The organism is Pseudanabaena sp. FACHB-2040, from assembly GCF_014696715.1.
Taxonomy (GTDB): domain Bacteria; phylum Cyanobacteriota; class Cyanobacteriia; order Phormidesmidales; family Phormidesmidaceae; genus JACVSF01.
Genome location: NZ_JACJQO010000010.1, coordinates 204,083 through 221,274 on the forward strand (window position 1 = coordinate 204,083; position 17,192 = coordinate 221,274).

Consider the following 17,192-nt stretch of genomic DNA (forward strand, 5'->3'; position numbering starts at 1 on the left):
AGATAGGGCTAAATCGATAAGACTGCAAAAACTTTTTATACCGCCAGATAACTTCAACTTCTAGGTGGAAACGTTAGCCTAAAACAGCAAAATCCCAATCAGCAAAGAGATTTAGCTCCATGACACCCCTCTTTCAGCCCCTCCAAATGCGAGGTGTGACCTTCCGAAATCGGATCGGCATGTCTCCCATGTGTCAGTATTCCAGTCAAGATGGGTTTGCTCATGAATGGCATCTCGTTCACCTGGTTAGCCGAGCGGTGGGGGGAGTGGGTCTAGTGTTTACAGAAGCAGCGGCTGTAGAGCCTAAGGGTAGAATTACGCCTGCTGACTTGGGCATTTGGTCGGATGAGCATATCGAGATGCTTTCAAAAATTACAGCTCTGCTGAAAGGAACGGGAGCAGTCGCAGGTATCCAGCTAGCCCATGCAGGGAGAAAAGCGAGCTGCGCTAAGCCTTGGGAGGGAGGAAAGCCCCTTGCTGAAGACGAAAGTGGCTGGCGACCTGTCTTTGCACCCAGTGCCATTCCCTTTAATGAGAGCAGCCCTACACCTGAAGCACTTGATGCAGCCGGGATTGAGCAAGTCAAGCAGTCTTTTGTCAATGCAGCCCAAAGATCACTAGAGGCCGGTTTTCAGGTAATTGAGATCCATGCTGCCCACGGTTATCTGCTGCATGAATTTCTCTCTCCCCTAAGCAATCAGCGCAGTGATGCGTATGGAGGAACCTTTGACAATCGGATTCGGCTCCTGATTGAGGTGGTGCAGTCTGTCAGAAAGACCATTCCCGACAGTACTCCGCTTTGGGTGCGCATCTCAGCCACTGATTGGGCAGAAGGCGGTTGGGACATTGAACAGAGCGTACTGTTGAGCCAGAAGCTCAAGACGCTGGGAGTAGATGTTGTCGATTGCTCATCAGGAGGGCTGGTTCCTGGGGTGCGAGTACCTACAGGGCCAGGGTATCAAACTCCTTTTTGCGATCGCATTCGGCGAGAAGCAGATATTGACACTGCAGCGGTAGGCATGATCACTTCACCAGAGCAGGCAGACCATATTCTGCGAACTGGGCAGGCTGATATGGTGCTGCTAGGCAGAGAACTGCTGCGAGATCCCTACTGGGCGCATAGAGCCGCTAAAGTTCTTCAAGTAGATAGCCATAGCTATCCGGTACAGTACCAGAGAGCCTGGTAGCGCAGGAACTCGCCCATCAGAGCGATAAGTTTCCAGACCTGGCTTGTCGGATTATTTAAGCCGCTACCTCTTCCCCAATACCAGAATTTACAGGATTGCTGTCTCATAATCCCGACGGTCGAGCTTTGTAGTCGATCTCTTCTACCGGTACGTCTTCGCTGTCCCAATCGTCATACCGAAGCTGTAATCGCTTTTCTCCGGCATATTCCACCAGCTTGCCGCTGTACCGTTTGGCCTCGGTGCCCATGCTCTGAATTCGCACTTTGCCGTTAAACACTGTGGCGCGGGCAAGATAAACCACCAGGTCATCTCGCGAAGGGCGATTGACCGTCATACTGGCCGTAAGGTGCCCTAGTCCCCGCTCATCCATCTCTTGCGACAGGGCCATTGCAGTATTACGAATGCCCCGAATGGCGACAATGGCGGCTGCCACCGCCATCGTGATATCGACCCCCTCTTCAGTCAAGATTTGCTGGCTCGACAGATATTGAAAATTTCGCTCTCCCAGGTCGTTGCGAATGCGGCGATGAATAAAATTTTCGGGGTGGTAATGGCTCAGCGCTCCGACAATGGCACCACAGGCCGCACGCGGTTCGCGCCAGGGAGACTCTCGCGTTTTTCCGTAGACCTGTTTGCCATTCTCTCGCAATCGCCCTACATGGGTTTTGAGATCAATCGCGACCAGCGAAATAGACTGGGGGTTGCCTTCGTAAACGAGCTGTTTTAGGTGCTCATCTAACTCGTGGGCGACGGTTACGTGGGCCAGGGTGGCTCCATTATCGGTGCCGCCGCCAGCGGGGAAAAAGGCTTCTAGCTTCAGTTCACCGATTTCTGAGAGGGTGGCAAACCGGGAGGCTACCACATCACGGTAGCGTTTGGTGGCTTCGCCTTGGTGGATGCGATCGCCGCAGTTTGTATAGGCCAGGGTTGTCACTACACTGGGCAGGCTCATATCTGCCCCGCAGGCTTTCATGTCTGTAGGGCTGTCTGCCGCAAGCTGCAGTTCGTCTCGTAGGATCTGAAGACCGTTGATTAGGGCATAGCGATCGCTAACGATCTCGTTGAGATAATTGTGATAAGCATTGCGCTCCATGCCAAAACTAGCGGAGAGCTGCCAAAACCGATCAACCCGCTTTTGGGTGGAGGCCGCATCAAAGGGCAGAGGCATCGGTATCAAATCCTGGTGAAATGGCACGCCTTAAATGATGCCATTCTAGGCACAGGCCTAGCCTTTGCCCAGATGAAAAATTGCCAGCCTAAACCCTACTAGCCGGGTATAGCGTTAGCAGAATCTTGTAAAACCTCTGGGAAAATATTCTGTTTACCTGCGAAATGTAGGTAGCCGCTTTTCTGCATCTGAGTCTGAGAAACAAGCTGTCCTCATCCTCAAGGGGAGAACGGGGTTGCGATCGCACACCCCAATTGCGAAAGGTTGCAATTTTCTGGCGATGCCATTTCCTCTGCTAGAACCAGAGTACAAATCATCGGCCACAAGGAGATCGGGATGGCTGGCATTCCTCAGCAAAGGCTTTTTTTCATCATGGGCCTCGTAAGTTTAAGCCTTGCAAGCTGTCAAACACCTCCAGAAGCAAATTTTCCTGAGCCTTCTACGAGTCCTGTATCAGTGGGTGCTGCCCCCGAAACTCCCGGATCTAATGCTGCAGCCAGCACACGGCCAACTCTGGATGATCGGCTATTGCAGGCGGTTCATGACAACGATCTAGCAGGAGCAGAAGCTGCCCTGTCAGAAGGCGCTAATCCTAATGCTGGAGGCTACATTGACGGTCATGCGCTGATGCACGCTGCCGCTAGAGGTCGTAGTGAGATGGTCAAGCTCTTGGTAGAGAGAGGCGCGAACGTCAACTTATATGGGGATGAAGGATATACCCCACTGGTAGAAGCTGTAAATCGAGGCTTTTACGAAATAGCTGAACATCTTTTGCAGCATGGAGCCGATCCCAATCAGCTTGCCGCTGGTAGAACCCCCCTGATGGATGCTGCTGCTGCAGGTCGTTCCGATTTGGTGAGGCTGTTGTTACAGCATGGCGCTAATCCAAATCTTCAATCCAGTGGGTCTGTGCTGGAGGAAGCTCGAACTCAGCGGCAGGAAACTCGAACTGGACAGCAAGCATACGATGAGATTATTCAAATGCTGGTTGAGGCAGGTGCTCAGTAGCTGACTTAGTGCGATCGCACTTCGCATTTTTTATTTGCCTATTTTGCCCTAGCTTTCAAGACTTTTTTGAATACGGTTGAACTCACTGAACTGTTCTGATACCGTTTTAGATGCAGGGAGAGCCTAGACGGGAGAAAGGAAAGCTTGGACCCTTTCCAATCCCCCTAACGCTCCCAATCTAATGCAGGTAGAAAGGAAGCGCTAGGCTCATTTTAGCCCTAGTGCCCATCTTCATACCTTCTTGGAGCCCTAGAGGTCTCCCTGTTTTCTTTTAGAAGGTAGGAACATGATCACTAGCAAAACTGAATTACTGCGCTCCATTCCGGTTCTCTCTAGCCAGGAAACGCTTAAGCACATCCTCATTGGGGATTACGGAGCGATCATTGCAACGCAAAAACTGCTGGCTACTTTGAATTACGCTGACAAGACTTTTTGGACTCAGCCACAACCCATAGGAACGACTGGCGAGTACATCAGTGTCTTGATTAAACGGAGCGCTCCAAACCAAGACATCAAAAGCTAAAACCGCGCCCTAATTCCAGAAATCGAAGCCCTTCTCATGATTTGAGAGGGGTTTCCTTTTAGAAGGATTGGGGAACTTTGTTTAGAAGGGATTATTACGTATCGATATTGAGGAAATGGTAGTAATGAATAGTAATGGCGAGTTGATATGCTAGGAGCATCAAGCATTGCAGCCAAATCGATGAACTGTCCTAAGTGCCAATCTCCTCAAATCATCAAATACGGACATACCCATTACGGCAAACTCCGATTCCGGTGCCAGGATTGTGGACGGCAATTTGTTGAGGGGGCAACCCGGCAACCGATTGATGAGACGACTCGCCAATTGATTGATAAGTTGTTGCTCGAACGCCTAGCACTGGCAGCGATTGCACGGGTGACAGGTGTTTCTCAACGGTGGTTGCAAATGTATGTCAATCAGAAGTTCTACCAAACGCCGAGAACCATCGAAGTCACCCAAAAAAACCGGGACGGCTGACGATTCAGCTCGATGAGATGTGGTCTTTTGTTGGCTCTAAAGCGAACAAGCAGTGGATTTGGTTAGCCATGGATGCCGATAGCCGTGAAATTGTTGGGGTATTTGTCGGTGCACGTTCTCGGCAAGGCGCAAAAGGACTCTGGCAATCCTTACCACCGGTTTATCGTCAGTGCGCGATCTGCTACACCGATTTCTGGGAGGCTTATGAGGGGGTACTTCCCAGCAAGCGGCATCGAGCAGTTGGCAAAGAAACGGAAAAACCAGTTACATTGAGCGATTCAACAACACCTTGCGACAGCGAGTAGGACGCTTAGTTCGTAAGACCTTGTCGTTCTCCAAAAAGTTGAGTAATCACGTTGGTGCAATTTGGTATTTTGTGCATCATTACAATGCCTCTTTGCGTTCTTAACCATTACTATTCTTTACTACCCAAAAAGGATTATGTCTCGGCTGATCAGTATGAGCAAATAGGTCAATGCTTAGCCGCTAGTTAACCACTATGGGGGCAGGGTTAATCATTCATCCTGCCCCTTTCCCTTTGCTTAATTTATTTCATGAAACCAAAGAAGACTTCACCATGCTGTTTGACCTACAACAATGCACCGCCACACCAGCCGCTCTAGATGTTTTAGAACAAGCGGGTATTTCCCCTAACGATCTACTCAAACGCCATGTTTCAGGCGATTTTGGTAAGGCTGGGCACTATAACGACATTTTGCCAGAGCTGACCAAAGAAGAAATTTCTCTGCAAGCGCTAGCCACTAGCGACGATGGCAAACTCAATGCGATCGCCATCAAAACTGGCGACGGTCAGATCATGTCTTACTACTGCATCAATGGTGAAGATGTTTGGGTAAGTACTTACTTGGATGAGGAAGGTTATACAACCATCCTGCTACCCAGTGATTACTAAATAATTTCCATAGGGCGATTCTTTATAGCTGCTCTGTTGATACTTTTAGGTTTCTATGGTTGAAACCAAATTTTGAGCTTTTCCCTAGCTTGATCGACGTGCTCCTGCTTAATATGAACTGCAACCATAGCAAAGGCAGAAGCAAGCATTCCAAAGTCGTCGGTATAACCAGCAACTGGGGTAATGTCAGGAATTGCATCTAGGGGAAGGATGAAATACCCTAGGGCACCAACAATTACAGTTTTAGCCCAGGCTGGGGTATCGCGATCGCAAAAACAGTAATAAAGGGTTAAGACCTTTTCTGTAATCGGTAGTCCTAAAGAGGTAAGGATGCGTTGTAGTGGTGGATAAAGAACCAGATAGCACCAATGTGATTCTCCAGTTTCTTGGAAAATGAAAGGGTCTTGCGAACCAACCTTGAAACTCGCTGCCGCAGGGTGCAGTTAAAGCGCTCAATATGATTTGTTTGCCCACTGTCTTTGCCTACAGCACGATGCCGCTTACTCGGTAAGACCGCTTGATAGGCCTGCCAGAAGTCGCTGTAGCAGACGGCGCACTGACGATAGACCGGGGGCAAAGAAGAGCAGAGGGCTTTGGCTCCCTCCTGGCTGCGATCACCGATGTGAACGCCCACAATCTCACGTGTGCTGCGGTCGAGGGCCAGCCAAATCCACTGTTTGTTCGCTTTGTTAGCCACAAACGACCAGGCCTCGTCGCACTCAAGCGTCAAGCGCCCCTTTTTTTGGCGCTGACCTCCAGTTGTCGGGGCACCTGCCCATATTTAGCATTGACGTATTGCTGGAGCCACACTTCTGAGACCTCGGCTACTCTAGCGATGCCGGCAAGCGGGATCTTCTCAAGCAGGAGCTTGTCAATCAGTCGTTTGGTGGCTTCATCGATAATCTTATTCTGGGGGTCTTGAACGAACTGGCGACCACAGTCGTTGCACTTATGGTTTTGCTTGCCATTATGGATCTTGCCGTTTTTGACAGTGTTTTTGGAGGAGCAACTGGGGCAGTGGAGGAGTCTTAATGACATTGGTAACTTTAAGTGGCACCATCCCAGCATTACGGCTTCAACAGCTATTGCCGCATCCGACCTCAGCTAGAGTTTGGCTATCCTTACCTCTTTGGCACTACCCTGTAATCTCCTTCCCTGCAGAGGCAGCAACAGCCTTTATCTTCTTCCAGAAGGAATTATCTGAATAATGACGGTTATATTCTTCCATATGCTGGTTAACGCCTTGCCTTGCATAGCTCTCTATACCTATAGAAAGCCAACTAACAGGAGGCTGATCAGCATTAATTGCTAAACCACATCAAATCTTCACCAACAGAGCAATTGTGCTCATAAATTTTATGAAACTGCCAAGTTCCGTTTATAACCCTTTTCGGAACTTTCCGCCTATTTAGCCACAACACTATAGGAGTTTGAGGGATGTCTAGCGAAGTGCTTCAATCACCAAAAACGGAACTTTTGAAGATTGTCTCTGAAGAGCTGCAAATCAAGGGCGTTCGCACCTCAGTACTAGAGCCAGCTAGAAAACGAAAAGCCGATCCCTATGGTGGGCATCGACAGCACCTATTTGAGAGTGAGCTAACCCAGTTCCTCAACACGATCAAGCAGGGCAAGGGCAAACATGCTTACCGTAACTGGCTCATGCTTTACATGGCATATCGCTACGGTCTACGTCGCGAAGAGATCGGGTTGCTGCGATGGGTAGATGTCAACTTCGATCAGGGCGAGATCTACATTCACCGCCTCAAGGGGTCAAAATCAAACACTCACCCGCTGGACGGTCAGGAGCTTAGGAAATTGAGGAGATTAAAGCGAGAATACCCAGCCGCCCCTTTCATCTTTGCTGGCTATGGGGGCAAGGGTATCAGTGGTAAGGCTGTATCTAAGGTTTTTAAGGCTGCTGCTGCTGCGATCGCCTTACCAGAGGAGCTAAGCCACCCTCACGTTCTACGGCATACCAGAGGTTATCTGATGGTTGAGAAGGGATATCCTCTGAGAATTATTCAGGAATGGCTAGGCCATAAGCAGATTCAGCATACGGTACGCTATACAGCCCTTAGCGCTGCCCAGTTTCGGGATGTGGTGGATTAATTTCAGCGATTAGTTGTAGTCAGTGAATGTTAGAACATCTGTTTTTTCTTATTCATAATAGATAGAAAAAACAACCAAAGAAATAATTCAGTCAATTCCATTGCTTGTTTAGAAGCAACCTAATCATAGGATCTACGGATTAAAGCTTCAAAGTCATCACAAAGTTTGTTGACGAGATCTTCCATTTCTTTGAAAAAATACTCTCCCACAGTTCTTCGATTCAGAACTTTGTATTTGCGGTAGATTTTAGCGAAGTCTTCATAGATTTCGTCTTCTGGTACATCAGAGTTGATTTTGATGATCAAGCGTTTACCTTCATCAGAGCCTCTGACATATTTGAACAAGTCTTGAATCTTACCTTCAAACTCTTTGATACGTTCTGCCTTGAGTTCTTCCTGCTCATTGCGAGCTTCGATAACTGCCAAAATATCAAATTGGTAAACTGTATCTCCTGGTGGTTTACCTTTTGCAATTTTAGTTTCTCGCTTTTTCTTAGGTTCAGTTTCTTGAGGCTCAACTTCAACGATGCCGATTTGGTTGTCAAAGTAGACTTCAATGGGGTCTTTGACATCATCGGTGCGATGCAGTTGGTTATAGAGTCGGTTGAACAGTCGTAGGAAGGCGAGAAAGCTAGGTTCTTTATATTTGTCATCGAGGGTGATCACATACTCGATGCGGTTAAAGATGGTGAAGTATTGCGCTGCTTTGGCTTTGGCATCAGCCGTATGCTCAGGGTTGGCTGAGATATGCTTCTCAATGCTACTTTCTAAATCCAGATATCTTTCTGGATCGTTACATTTGGCTTCGTCATTAAAGATTTGCAGGAATAGGTCAAAAAACTGGTTGTAAATCGCAGTTTTTTTAAGTTCTGAAAAGAGGAAGTCTAACACCTGCCGATCGCTAAACGGGTCAGAATCACTCACCACCACATCAGAGAAATGCTCGAAGGCATCGGTGATGTTTTGAACGTTGACGTTGTTATAGGAGAAGTCAACGATCTTACAGTCGTTTTTGTATTTGGCGGTACGGTCAACCCTGGAAATGGCTTGAATGGCAGCAATGCCCCTAATTTCTTTATCGAGGAATAGGGTGTGTAATCGCCGCTCATCAAATCCGGTTTGCAGTTTGGCAACGACGATGATTAAGCCGTTTTTTCTGAGGGCAAAGTTTTCTAAGACTTTTTCTTCGCTGAGTCCATCATTTAACCCGGTAGCGCTTTGCTGGTCTTGACTGCTGGAATACACCACATAGATGGGGGCATCCGCATACTTCTCATATTTGCGTTGTTGGGTGATGGTCTGAAAGTGACGTTTAACGACCTGAGCATATAGTCGAGCGGCTTTGATGGAGTACACCGCTAGCATGGCTTTGCCTGTGCCCCTGATTTGTCGATAGACATCTTTGACGAGCAAATCAGCGATGTATTTGGCGATCGCGTCTATCCGTTCGGGTTCTTCGTAGATTTGCTTCTTATCCGCGTCTTTATAGTTGGGTTCCTCAAAGCCCTCTAGGTCATTGCTGGGTTTGTCAAACAGCATCTTTAACGCAACGGGAACAATGTTCTTGATGGGGTTGAGGATGAAGCCGTCTTTGATGGCCTCATTCATGGTGTAGGCATCGAAGGGCACCCATAGCTTTTCGCTTTCGGCATAGCCGCTGAATTCTCCGAACCTTGCCAGGGTGTTATCGTCGGGGGTGGCGGTGAAGCCGATGATCAGGTTTTTCTTAGTGCGGATTTGGTTATAAGTGGCGTTGGCATCAAAGGGGGTTTGCAACACATTGAAGATATTGACCATTTCTTCGTGTTGGCTGCCACTGTTGGAGCGGTGAATCTCGTCAATGAGGAAGACAATACGGAGGTCAGCCAGTCTTTGCAGGGTGTCAGCATCGAGGATTTTCCGCACGTCCTGAAACTTTTGCAGGTTGATGATGACTAAGCGCTTATCGGAAGTGAGGGCTTCGAGAAAGGTCTTTTTATCGTGAGCCTCAAGGAACATGGAGTTTTCAATGTTCATGTTCCGCATTTTGGCGTCAATCTGACTGCGGAGTTGCAGACGATCGACCACGATCATGACCTTATCGTAGACATACTCATCATTGCGGCGTAGGTCTTTGAGCTGTAGGGCTGTCCAGCCGATAATGTTGGATTTGCCAAACCCAGCGGCATATTGCAACAACAGGGAATAGACGTTTTTGTTGTTAGCGTATGACCTACGTTTTTCGATGAGTTCGGCGCGTTTAGTGGGGGCAACGTGGGCAAGCTGTTGCTCTAGCTGGTGAATGAAATAATCGTCTTCGGTTTCGTGTTCTAGGAACTCGTCAATTTTTGCCAGGATCTTATCGGTGCCAAATTTTTGTTTGGGACGGGGGCAAATGAGTTGCCCTTTTTCGTCTTTGAGTTCTTTGCGACCGTTGATGGTTTGAACTTCCCGCTCAATGAAGTTGTAGTAGAGAATTTCTTTCTCCATGAAGCTTTTGCCGTAGTGGAAGGTGAACAGCTCTTTCAGCTTATCTTTTTTGTCGGCATCGGGGTTGAGCAGAGGATAGGGCTTAAAGACTTCAGTGACTTTTTTCTTGAATTCCTCAAGGTCATATTTTCCGGTTTTACAGGTGGCTAGAGCCTCGTCAAAGAATTGATCGATGGTGCGGATAACATAGGTTTCGGCAATATCGGTGGTGGTGATGTGAATTGCCTTCTCAAAAATTTTCAGGAAGTCTCTGCGGTAGCGTTCTTTTTCGGCATCGCTGAGGTGAGGATTTTGGTCAAAGACTTCGTAATATTTTCTGACGGCTTCAAAGTAGTCTTTGGTGACTTTGCCCCGTCCATTTTTCTTGGCGGTCTGGTTGCTAAAGTTGGCTTTGAGTTCGCTATAGCCTAGATAGAGACCGTTGACAAAGAAGGTGAGGTCAGGACGAAAAGAAATAACTTTTTTGTTGTTATAGCTGCATTGATAGGGCAGTTCTTGAATAACGGAAAATATATTTTGCTGAAATAGGTCGCTACCGTGAATCACGCTGTCATCGGTATAGAACAGATGGAGCTTAACGCCTCGCAGAGTAACGGATTTATTGGCATTGATGAACAGTGCCATATTCCGACTGCTGGCGATCCGCTCTTGGATGAGTTCGATCAATTCATCTCGTAGGGCTTTGGCGTCGCCGTTGTATTTCCTCAGCAGGGTTTCGTAGGGCTTTTGGTTGAGGGTGGTGGTAGAAATAAACTCTTGCAGGTCTTCCTCAATGATGAGGGAGTTGGTGACGGTGTTGGGTTTGACTTCTCGGTAGCCTAACTCTGACTTGATGAAGGGAACGAGGAATTTGTCTTGCAGGTGTAGTTCACTCATGGGTTAAGCCACCTTGATTTTACCTGTAACGACATCGTTGATCAGGGTTTTACGGAGTTCTTTCTGTATATCAATCTGGGAATTAATGTTTGCTATTACTCGATCAATATGCGCTGTCTTTTTATCTAAATAATCAGCGATCGTTTTTTGTTCATCAAGCGGTGGCAAGCCAAAACCATGTGTTGACATATATAAACTTGTAATTCTTTTTTGACCCGCAGTGCCCTTCATAAAAGGTTCAGCATTTTTTCTGAATAGGATGTTGTGAAAGAAATAATGCAAATATTTTGGAAATAGTTCTTTGCGAGATCTAAAGACCATAAATTCAGTGCTTCCGAAGCCTATTCCATATCTCAGATCTTTCACTAAAGCTACATTTCCGTTCTCCATACAAGGTGTTATCTTGGCAAAAATTACATCGTCGTTTTTGAATTTTGTATAGCCACTAGAAACACTATCAAGTTCTACAAAACTGTATTCCTTGATTGCCCCAAGGCTTTCATCAACATTACTCATAGGAACGAACTCAATTAAATCTGCACCCTTTAATTGAGATGGCGTTTTTACTGAAACATCTGATATAGTAATATCCTTAATCCGCCTGATTTCCCAATGCTCAGGAATTTCGTCTATCCATTCGATCTCGCTATCTTTCATCGGCACAGACTTATCAAGACCGCGTGTGACGGTTTCGTTGATGAGCGATCGCTTCAATTCCTCATAGCGTTGGGCTTTTTGGGTTAGCAGGTCAATTTTGCGATCTATCTGGACAGTTTTGGTGTCGAGGTAGTGGGCGATCGCTTCTTGTTCTTGTAAAGACGGTAAAACTATCTCTATCTGAAAAAAGTCTTTTGCATACAAACGCAGTCGAGACGAAACAATCCCTTTGGAATTTCTCGTCATTTCCATGACTGCATTAGGAATTCTAAACAGATAGTCAAAGTATCTGCGATTGTACGGAATCCCTTTTTGAGGCATATAGACGTTATAGGAAGGACTGCATATTCCAAGTTCGTTGCTAGTCCCTAAAGCCCCCATCCATGCCCACATGGTATTGATGATGAGATCACCCTCATGGCAGATTTTGTAACCCACCATTGTTTCTGCCATGAACATATTGACATTCTTCTCGCTGCGAGGAGTTACCCCCGTGATGTGAGAAACAGTTAATAATGTTTCCTGTCCAGTATTGCTAACACTTCCCCGCTCTTTGAAAATTTCTTTGTTTCGGACGATAGGCCAATCTGAGGGGATACTGCCCAACCAAGCAAGCCCACTGTCTTTATATTCTTCATAAGTCTGTAGTGTCTCTCTCATAGCGTTAGTCCCTCCTCTAACGTTTTCAGCTCATCATTCAAAGCGTCTATCTCATCTAAAATTTCTTCTACACTTCGCAACTGCTCAGGCTGATAAAACACCTTGTTAAAGTTGATCTCTACCCCCACCACATTTTCCAAATACTCAAACGGCTTCGTGATGTATTTCTCCATAAATGCTGCGATCGCAGCCTGATTCTCATCCGGGTCACGATGATAAGGAATAATCTCATAATCCTTCTGATAATCCGGCGTTAGCTCCACCGTGATCACAATGCTTTCCGGCTTCGTTTTCGTCCTTTTCTTAAACGCCGACTTCACCACAATCTTTCCACAGCCCAACGCTTCCCGCTTGCCCAACACCTCTCTAATCAGCGTTTCTTGGTCAGTGTCAAAGCTGTATTGTGCTTTCTCCGTCGTCACTACCAACGGCTGTTCCTTGTAGTCCAAAGAACTCACAAAGGGCTTAATATCCAGTTCGTGATACACCGCTAAGACTTTCTCGTTATCTATCCCCTCTTCAAGTTCAGGATTGGGAGGACTCAAAATTGTAAATTCCGTTAATGTCCGTTTCCCGTTGTCTAGCTTTACAGGGTTCAGCTTCAGGCTCTTTTTCCCTTCCTTCAGACGACTAGCAAACGTTCTGCCCTGCTCATCCACATTCGTGAGCATGATCGCCTGCTTATTGAAATAGAAAAACTCCTTGTCAAACACCTTGGCATAGTCGTTATCCGCCCACTGCTCCAACGTCGCCACAATCTCTAAGCGGTTGGCTTCATCCACCTCTTTCCGCTTCGAGCCTTTATTTTTCTTCAGGGGCTTAAACTTCTCACTGGCATTAATCAACATCACCCGATCCTTCCGCTTATCGGGTTTCCGCTTATTTAGCACCCACAGATAGGTGTAAATGTTGGTGTTAAAAAACTCATCTGTTGGTAACTGGATCACCGCTTCCACCAAATCGTTATCCAGCATCCATTTACGAATGTTGCTTTCCCCCGATCCTGCATCCCCGCTGAACAGGGTTGAGCCATTGTGAACCACCACCCCCATACCTGTGGCATTCATCTTTGAAATCAGGTGTTGCATAAACAACAACTGCCCATCCCCCACCGAGGGTAAGTGGTGAAACCGTTGAGTCTTATCATTGCGGATGTCTTTCTGAAAGCCCTTCCAGTCCACCCCATAGGGCGGGTTCGCCACCACCACATCAAACTCATCCGCAAAAAACTTGTCATCGGTTAGGGTGTTACCATGCTCGATTTTAGAATCCACCCGAAACCGACTTTCAATCTTGGCTAGGGCGTATAGGGCATCATTCCAGTCTTGCCCAAAGGTCTGAGTCAGGCGGTTCACCTTCTCCTTAATCCGATCTTCCACCCCAAACAGCAGGTTCCCGCCCCCACAGGTACAGTCATAGATTTTCAGCAGGCGGTTAGAGTCCTCAATCTTAGACGCGATAATCTCTGCAATCAGGGCGATTACATCATCCGGCGTGTACTGTTCCCCCGCTGTATCTGCTGAGATATCCGCCCAACGGCGTTTGATGTGTTCTTCTAGGGTGGTGATGTCAGAGTTGTTAAACGTCTTCAGGTTAATGCTGCTCCACGCTTTGACATAGCTAAACAGCACCCGCTTTTTCTTGAGACTGGCAACCACCCCTTTGATGTCGAGAAACTTTTCCCCCTCAAAGGCATCCACCCCCAACAGGTCTTTTGTCTCCCCGTCAAATCCCCTCAAGTAAGCATCAAAGTCCACATCAAAGGATTTATCGTTCTGGCAGATGTCCTTTAGGGTCTGGTGTTTCTCAAAGATGTAGGCGTTGTAGCCTTGCCCCTTGTCCTGAATCAGCTCGATCAGGTCATCCTGCTCAATCTCATCAAGGGTGTCTTCCCCCAGTTCCGCCTTTAGCTCATCAAACATCCGCAGCAAACGGCTCTCAATCATCACCAGGGCAAAGAATGGCATCATGTATTGCGGCCATTCAGACTCTTTGATGCCACACCCCCGCAACAGGTCAGCCGTTGACCAAATCGTTGATTCGTATTGCAGGATGTTTTGCTTAGGGGTGGTGTCAGGCATAAGGGGCGATCTGTCGTCAGGTGGAGAATCTATTTTAGAGATCGCTGTCGGTGTTGAACTACCCGGACAACGAAACACAATCAAGGCGTTTTCACCTAGGCTGCCCAAGTCTTACAGGCAGGTTCCCATCCCTTACCTGATCGCCAATAATTTCCAGCAACTCTTGAAAGGCGCTGGGAGACAATCTCCCCACCAGATACCCCACAAACTCATCACTAATCAGCCATCTTCTGGTCAGCCAAGTCCTGTTTCGACTACTCCAGGCCATGCAAGCGCTGTCTCAGCTCACTATTGCGGTGCATTGCCGTAGTGAGCTTAACCAACTTATCGATATCGGTACAGCCCTCAGCCTCCCTGGAGAGACGTTGCCAAACGCCCTCAAGCCGCTCATGTTCGATTGTATGAATTAGGACAGAGTAATTGGCGGTGTTGGTGCTCCATACCCCTTGCTAGGTAGCTATGGTCATGCCCACCCCATAAGCAAGGGCGATTCAGAAGGCAGACAGGTACTGTGCCACCTAAAAAATGGCGGCAAAATGACGGTGGACTTTTTTGCTGATTAGTACAGCGATCTTAGATCAAGCTCTAAAACGCTTGTCAGAGATGCTTTTCAGGGTATGGACATAACTGGACTCGAACCAGTGACCCCCACGATGTCAACGTGGTGCTCTAACCAACTGAGCTATATGTCCTTGCAGAGAACTAAATTAACGCATGGAATGTAGCCCTGTCAATGTGCTGCCCAAAAAATCCTGAGAGCGTAAGGTGGCAGCACTGCCGTTCGCTCCGCTGAAGCCTTCTGGCAGACCTATTAGGATAAAGAAAGACGCAAGCAGGGACTGGTATGGACTGGCAGGAGGTATCGGGCAACTGGATTTTGGTGCCGCGCAATCCCCGAGGGATTATTCACTTTTTGGGAGGGGCTTTTGTGGCGGCTGCCCCTCACCTCACCTACCGCTGGCTGCTGGAAAACCTGGGGCGAGCCGGTTACGTAATCATTGCGACTCCATTCGTAAACACGTTTGACCACGAAGCCATTGCCAAAGAGGTGTTGCTCACCTTTGACCAAGGGCTGTATTACCTACAGGGCCGGGTCTTGGGGCCGCGATATTTGCCCGTATATGGCTTGGGGCACAGCATGGGCTGTAAGGTGCATCTGCTGATCAACACCTTGTGGCAGGTCGAGCGGGCGGGTAACATTCTGCTGAGCTTCAATAACTACCCAGCCAAGCGGTCGATTCCTTTTCTAGAGCAGTTCATCCAGTTCAACCCAGCCTTTAACGTCGAATTTACCCCGTCGCCAGAGGAAACGCTGGCGCTGGTGGCTGAGCAATACATGATTCGGCGCAACCTGCTGGTCAAGTTCCGCAACGACGACATTGACCAAACTCGGCCCCTGTCGGAAGTGCTGGTGCGGCGCTTCCCCGATCTGACTGCGATACAGATTTTGCCGGGCAGCCATACCACTCCCATCGCCCAAGATATTGCCTGGGAACCGGGCAGCTCTTTTACGCCACTAGATGCCCTGGGCCAGTTCATGAAGCAGGAGCTTTACCGGGACTTGAACCGGCTGAAAGAGGTGATGCTGACCTGGCTAGACCCACTGCCCTAGCTGCAGGGTTGCCAAGTGCCATGAAAGCTAGGAGGGATGACCTGAGGCAACCCTAGCCGACAGACGGGAGGCTGATCTAACCTGTCGCTGTCGTAAATCCAGACTTCGCTGCTGTGGGTGTTGCCGTCGTAGACCACCGTGAGAATCCAACCCTGCTGAGGGTCGGTGGCATCGGATGCATAGATGGGTTCGGCCGGATAGCGATGGGTGCCAGCATCAGCGACAGTCAGGGTGCCGGTGGCTGGGTCGAGGCGTGCGATCGCACCAAATATTTCTCCTTGACCCTCATCTTCTGGGCGATTTATCGAGAGAAAGATAGGAGCCGTCTCTGGATCGGCGTCGGCAGGGACAACCGGAAACTCACAGTGGCGGTCAACCAGCAGCTGGCGTTCCAGAATTTCAGCCGTTTGAGGAGCAATTCGCAGCCGCCAAAGCTGGCTAGGAGCAGAGGTTTTGATCTGCCCGCTAGCAATCTCCTTGAGGTTTTGGTTAGTGGCAAAGTCAGGATAGGCCACCACATCCAGCACGATATCGCCGTCTTGGTTCAGGTAGCCGTTGCCAAAATGCCACTGATACCACGGATCGACCTGATTCCAGCCAACCACTTCGCCACTGTCGGCATCGATCACCACGATCTGAGTGCCGCGTTTGGGTTGCCACATCAGCGAATCGCTGAAGCTTTGCAGGGCCAGCACAGCAGGCAGAGCATTCAGGCGCACCGGAGGTACGCAAAAAACTAGATAGCGATCGGCCAGCACAAAGTCGTGAATCAGCGGAATGCCGTTGAGATCAAGGCTGTGCTTGGTCTGAATGCGGCCATCGGCCCCGCTGCGATACACATTGAGAGTGGCATTGGCTCCAGCCACTAGGCCAAAGTTAAAGATGTCGCCTGTGCGCGGGTGGCGCTTGGGGTGGGCCGAATAGGGTTCACCGCCACTGAGGCTATCTAAACTGTCTGACCCTAGCGTGGCTAGGGTCTCTGGGTCGAGGGCATGGGGCAAGCCGCCTTCCCACAGCGCCAGCAGCCGATCTGGCAGCGCCAGCACCGAAGTATTGGCCGGATTTTTGAGTTGAGATTTTAGCCGCTTCAGGAAACCCTGGGCAGGCAACGTGCCATATCCCCGATAAAGCAGGCAGTCTTGTTCTGCCTCAGCTTCGTAACCCGCAGAGCGAACATAGCGGTAAGTGCCCGTTGGCGTCTCTCCCGTAAGCCGCACGGCCAGCACGGCCCCGTCGCCATCAAACCAGTGGCCCACCCGATCACCGCCGCGCTCTAGCCGAGCAGGCCCGTTGCGATAGAGCACCCCCCGCAACCCCGAGGGCACCTGGCCTGCCAATACCGGCAGTGTCGTCGTCGCAAATTCGACCGCTGGAGATGCGATCGCACCCGCCCACGCTTTCTTGCCTGCAGTCCCTTGCCTAGGAGGTGACTTCAAAACCATAGAACCCCTAC

The 17,192-nt window shown here is 48.8% G+C and carries 13 protein-coding genes, 1 tRNA gene and 1 pseudogene; 7 read left to right on the forward strand and 8 right to left on the reverse strand.

Annotated features, from left to right (window positions below; translation table 11 throughout):
* Positions 1 to 119 precede the first annotated feature (119 nt).
* Positions 120 to 1,187 (forward strand): NADH:flavin oxidoreductase/NADH oxidase, encoded by a 1,068-nt coding sequence (locus tag H6G13_RS13610; protein ID WP_190483754.1) that lies wholly within the window; start codon positions 120 to 122, stop codon positions 1,185 to 1,187.
* A gap of 103 nt (positions 1,188 to 1,290) precedes the next feature.
* Here the strand turns inward: H6G13_RS13610 and H6G13_RS13615 are convergent, their stop codons facing one another.
* Positions 1,291 to 2,355: a hypothetical protein gene (locus tag H6G13_RS13615; protein WP_190483755.1), complete on the reverse strand. Its 1,065-nt coding sequence runs from the start codon at positions 2,353 to 2,355 to the stop codon at positions 1,291 to 1,293.
* Between the two features lie 456 nt (positions 2,356 to 2,811).
* On the opposite strand from H6G13_RS13615, the gene H6G13_RS13620 reads away from it, so the two are divergent.
* The 4 genes and pseudogenes from H6G13_RS13620 (at position 2,812) to H6G13_RS13635 (ending at position 5,276) form a co-directional block, all read left to right on the forward strand.
* The gene (locus H6G13_RS13620) at positions 2,812 to 3,363 is read left to right on the forward strand and encodes an ankyrin repeat domain-containing protein (protein WP_190483756.1); all 552 of its coding nucleotides are present in this window, start codon (positions 2,812 to 2,814) and stop codon (positions 3,361 to 3,363) included.
* A 286-nt stretch (positions 3,364 to 3,649) separates the two neighbouring features.
* Complete coding sequence (locus tag H6G13_RS13625) at positions 3,650 to 3,886, forward strand: hypothetical protein (protein ID WP_190483757.1); 237 nt, start codon at positions 3,650 to 3,652, stop codon at positions 3,884 to 3,886.
* Positions 3,887 to 4,066: 180 nt separating this feature from the next.
* Positions 4,067 to 4,772: pseudogene (locus H6G13_RS13630) on the forward strand (IS1 family transposase).
* Between the two features lie 129 nt (positions 4,773 to 4,901).
* Positions 4,902 to 5,276: a hypothetical protein gene (locus H6G13_RS13635; RefSeq protein ID WP_190483758.1), complete on the forward strand. Its 375-nt coding sequence runs from the start codon at positions 4,902 to 4,904 to the stop codon at positions 5,274 to 5,276.
* Between the two features lie 53 nt (positions 5,277 to 5,329).
* On the opposite strand, the gene H6G13_RS29475 is transcribed toward H6G13_RS13635, so the two are convergent.
* Both H6G13_RS29475 and H6G13_RS13645 read right to left on the reverse strand, forming a co-directional pair.
* The gene (locus H6G13_RS29475; RefSeq protein ID WP_347277482.1) at positions 5,330 to 5,671 is read right to left on the reverse strand and encodes a YkvA family protein; all 342 of its coding nucleotides are present in this window, start codon (positions 5,669 to 5,671) and stop codon (positions 5,330 to 5,332) included.
* Positions 5,593 to 6,314 (reverse strand): IS1 family transposase gene (locus H6G13_RS13645; RefSeq protein WP_190483759.1). Its coding sequence is split into 2 segments (ribosomal slippage): positions 5,593 to 6,008 and positions 6,008 to 6,314, totalling 723 coding nucleotides; the frame shifts between segments, so codons are not numbered across the junction. The genes H6G13_RS29475 and H6G13_RS13645 overlap by 79 nt, the downstream gene beginning before the upstream one ends.
* A 438-nt stretch (positions 6,315 to 6,752) precedes the next feature.
* Between H6G13_RS13645 and H6G13_RS13650 the strand changes: the two genes are divergently transcribed.
* The gene (locus H6G13_RS13650) at positions 6,753 to 7,385 is read left to right on the forward strand and encodes a tyrosine-type recombinase/integrase (protein WP_206756524.1); all 633 of its coding nucleotides are present in this window, start codon (positions 6,753 to 6,755) and stop codon (positions 7,383 to 7,385) included.
* Positions 7,386 to 7,504: 119 nt separating this feature from the next.
* On the opposite strand, the gene H6G13_RS13655 is transcribed toward H6G13_RS13650, so the two are convergent.
* From H6G13_RS13655 to H6G13_RS13670, 4 genes are all read right to left on the reverse strand, one after another.
* Positions 7,505 to 10,729: a DEAD/DEAH box helicase family protein gene (locus H6G13_RS13655; protein WP_190483761.1), complete on the reverse strand. Its 3,225-nt coding sequence runs from the start codon at positions 10,727 to 10,729 to the stop codon at positions 7,505 to 7,507.
* A gap of 3 nt (positions 10,730 to 10,732) precedes the next feature.
* Complete coding sequence (locus tag H6G13_RS13660) at positions 10,733 to 12,046, reverse strand: restriction endonuclease subunit S (protein ID WP_190483762.1); 1,314 nt, start codon at positions 12,044 to 12,046, stop codon at positions 10,733 to 10,735.
* Complete coding sequence (locus H6G13_RS13665; protein WP_190483763.1) at positions 12,043 to 14,127, reverse strand: N-6 DNA methylase; 2,085 nt, start codon at positions 14,125 to 14,127, stop codon at positions 12,043 to 12,045. Before H6G13_RS13665 ends, H6G13_RS13660 begins: the two co-directional genes overlap by 4 nt.
* Before the next feature lie 618 nt (positions 14,128 to 14,745).
* Positions 14,746 to 14,819 (reverse strand) — tRNA-Val (locus H6G13_RS13670).
* Positions 14,820 to 14,971: 152 nt separating this feature from the next.
* Here H6G13_RS13670 and H6G13_RS13675 point away from each other — a divergent pair.
* On the forward strand, positions 14,972 to 15,739 hold the full coding sequence (locus H6G13_RS13675; RefSeq protein ID WP_190483764.1) for a DUF1350 family protein: 768 nt from the start codon (positions 14,972 to 14,974) through the stop codon (positions 15,737 to 15,739).
* Here H6G13_RS13675 and H6G13_RS13680 read toward each other — a convergent pair.
* Complete coding sequence (locus tag H6G13_RS13680) at positions 15,736 to 17,181, reverse strand: carotenoid oxygenase family protein (protein ID WP_190483765.1); 1,446 nt, start codon at positions 17,179 to 17,181, stop codon at positions 15,736 to 15,738. The genes H6G13_RS13675 and H6G13_RS13680 overlap by 4 nt on opposite strands.
* Between the last annotated feature and the right edge of the window lie 11 nt (positions 17,182 to 17,192).

Bases quoted from the DNA above. Each gene is read 5' to 3' on its own strand.
- H6G13_RS13660 (WP_190483762.1), bottom strand. From the start codon at position 12,046: ATGAGAGAGACACTACAGACTTATGAAGAATATAAAGACAGTGGGCTT.
- H6G13_RS13615 (WP_190483755.1), bottom strand. From the start codon at position 2,355: ATGCCTCTGCCCTTTGATGCGGCCTCCACCCAAAAGCGGGTTGATCGG.
- H6G13_RS13610 (WP_190483754.1), top strand. From the start codon at position 120: ATGACACCCCTCTTTCAGCCCCTCCAAATGCGAGGTGTGACCTTCCGA.
- H6G13_RS13680 (WP_190483765.1), bottom strand. From the start codon at position 17,181: ATGGTTTTGAAGTCACCTCCTAGGCAAGGGACTGCAGGCAAGAAAGCG.
- H6G13_RS13665 (WP_190483763.1), bottom strand. From the start codon at position 14,127: ATGCCTGACACCACCCCTAAGCAAAACATCCTGCAATACGAATCAACG.
- H6G13_RS13655 (WP_190483761.1), bottom strand. From the start codon at position 10,729: ATGAGTGAACTACACCTGCAAGACAAATTCCTCGTTCCCTTCATCAAG.
- H6G13_RS13675 (WP_190483764.1), top strand. From the start codon at position 14,972: ATGGACTGGCAGGAGGTATCGGGCAACTGGATTTTGGTGCCGCGCAAT.
- H6G13_RS13625 (WP_190483757.1), top strand. From the start codon at position 3,650: ATGATCACTAGCAAAACTGAATTACTGCGCTCCATTCCGGTTCTCTCT.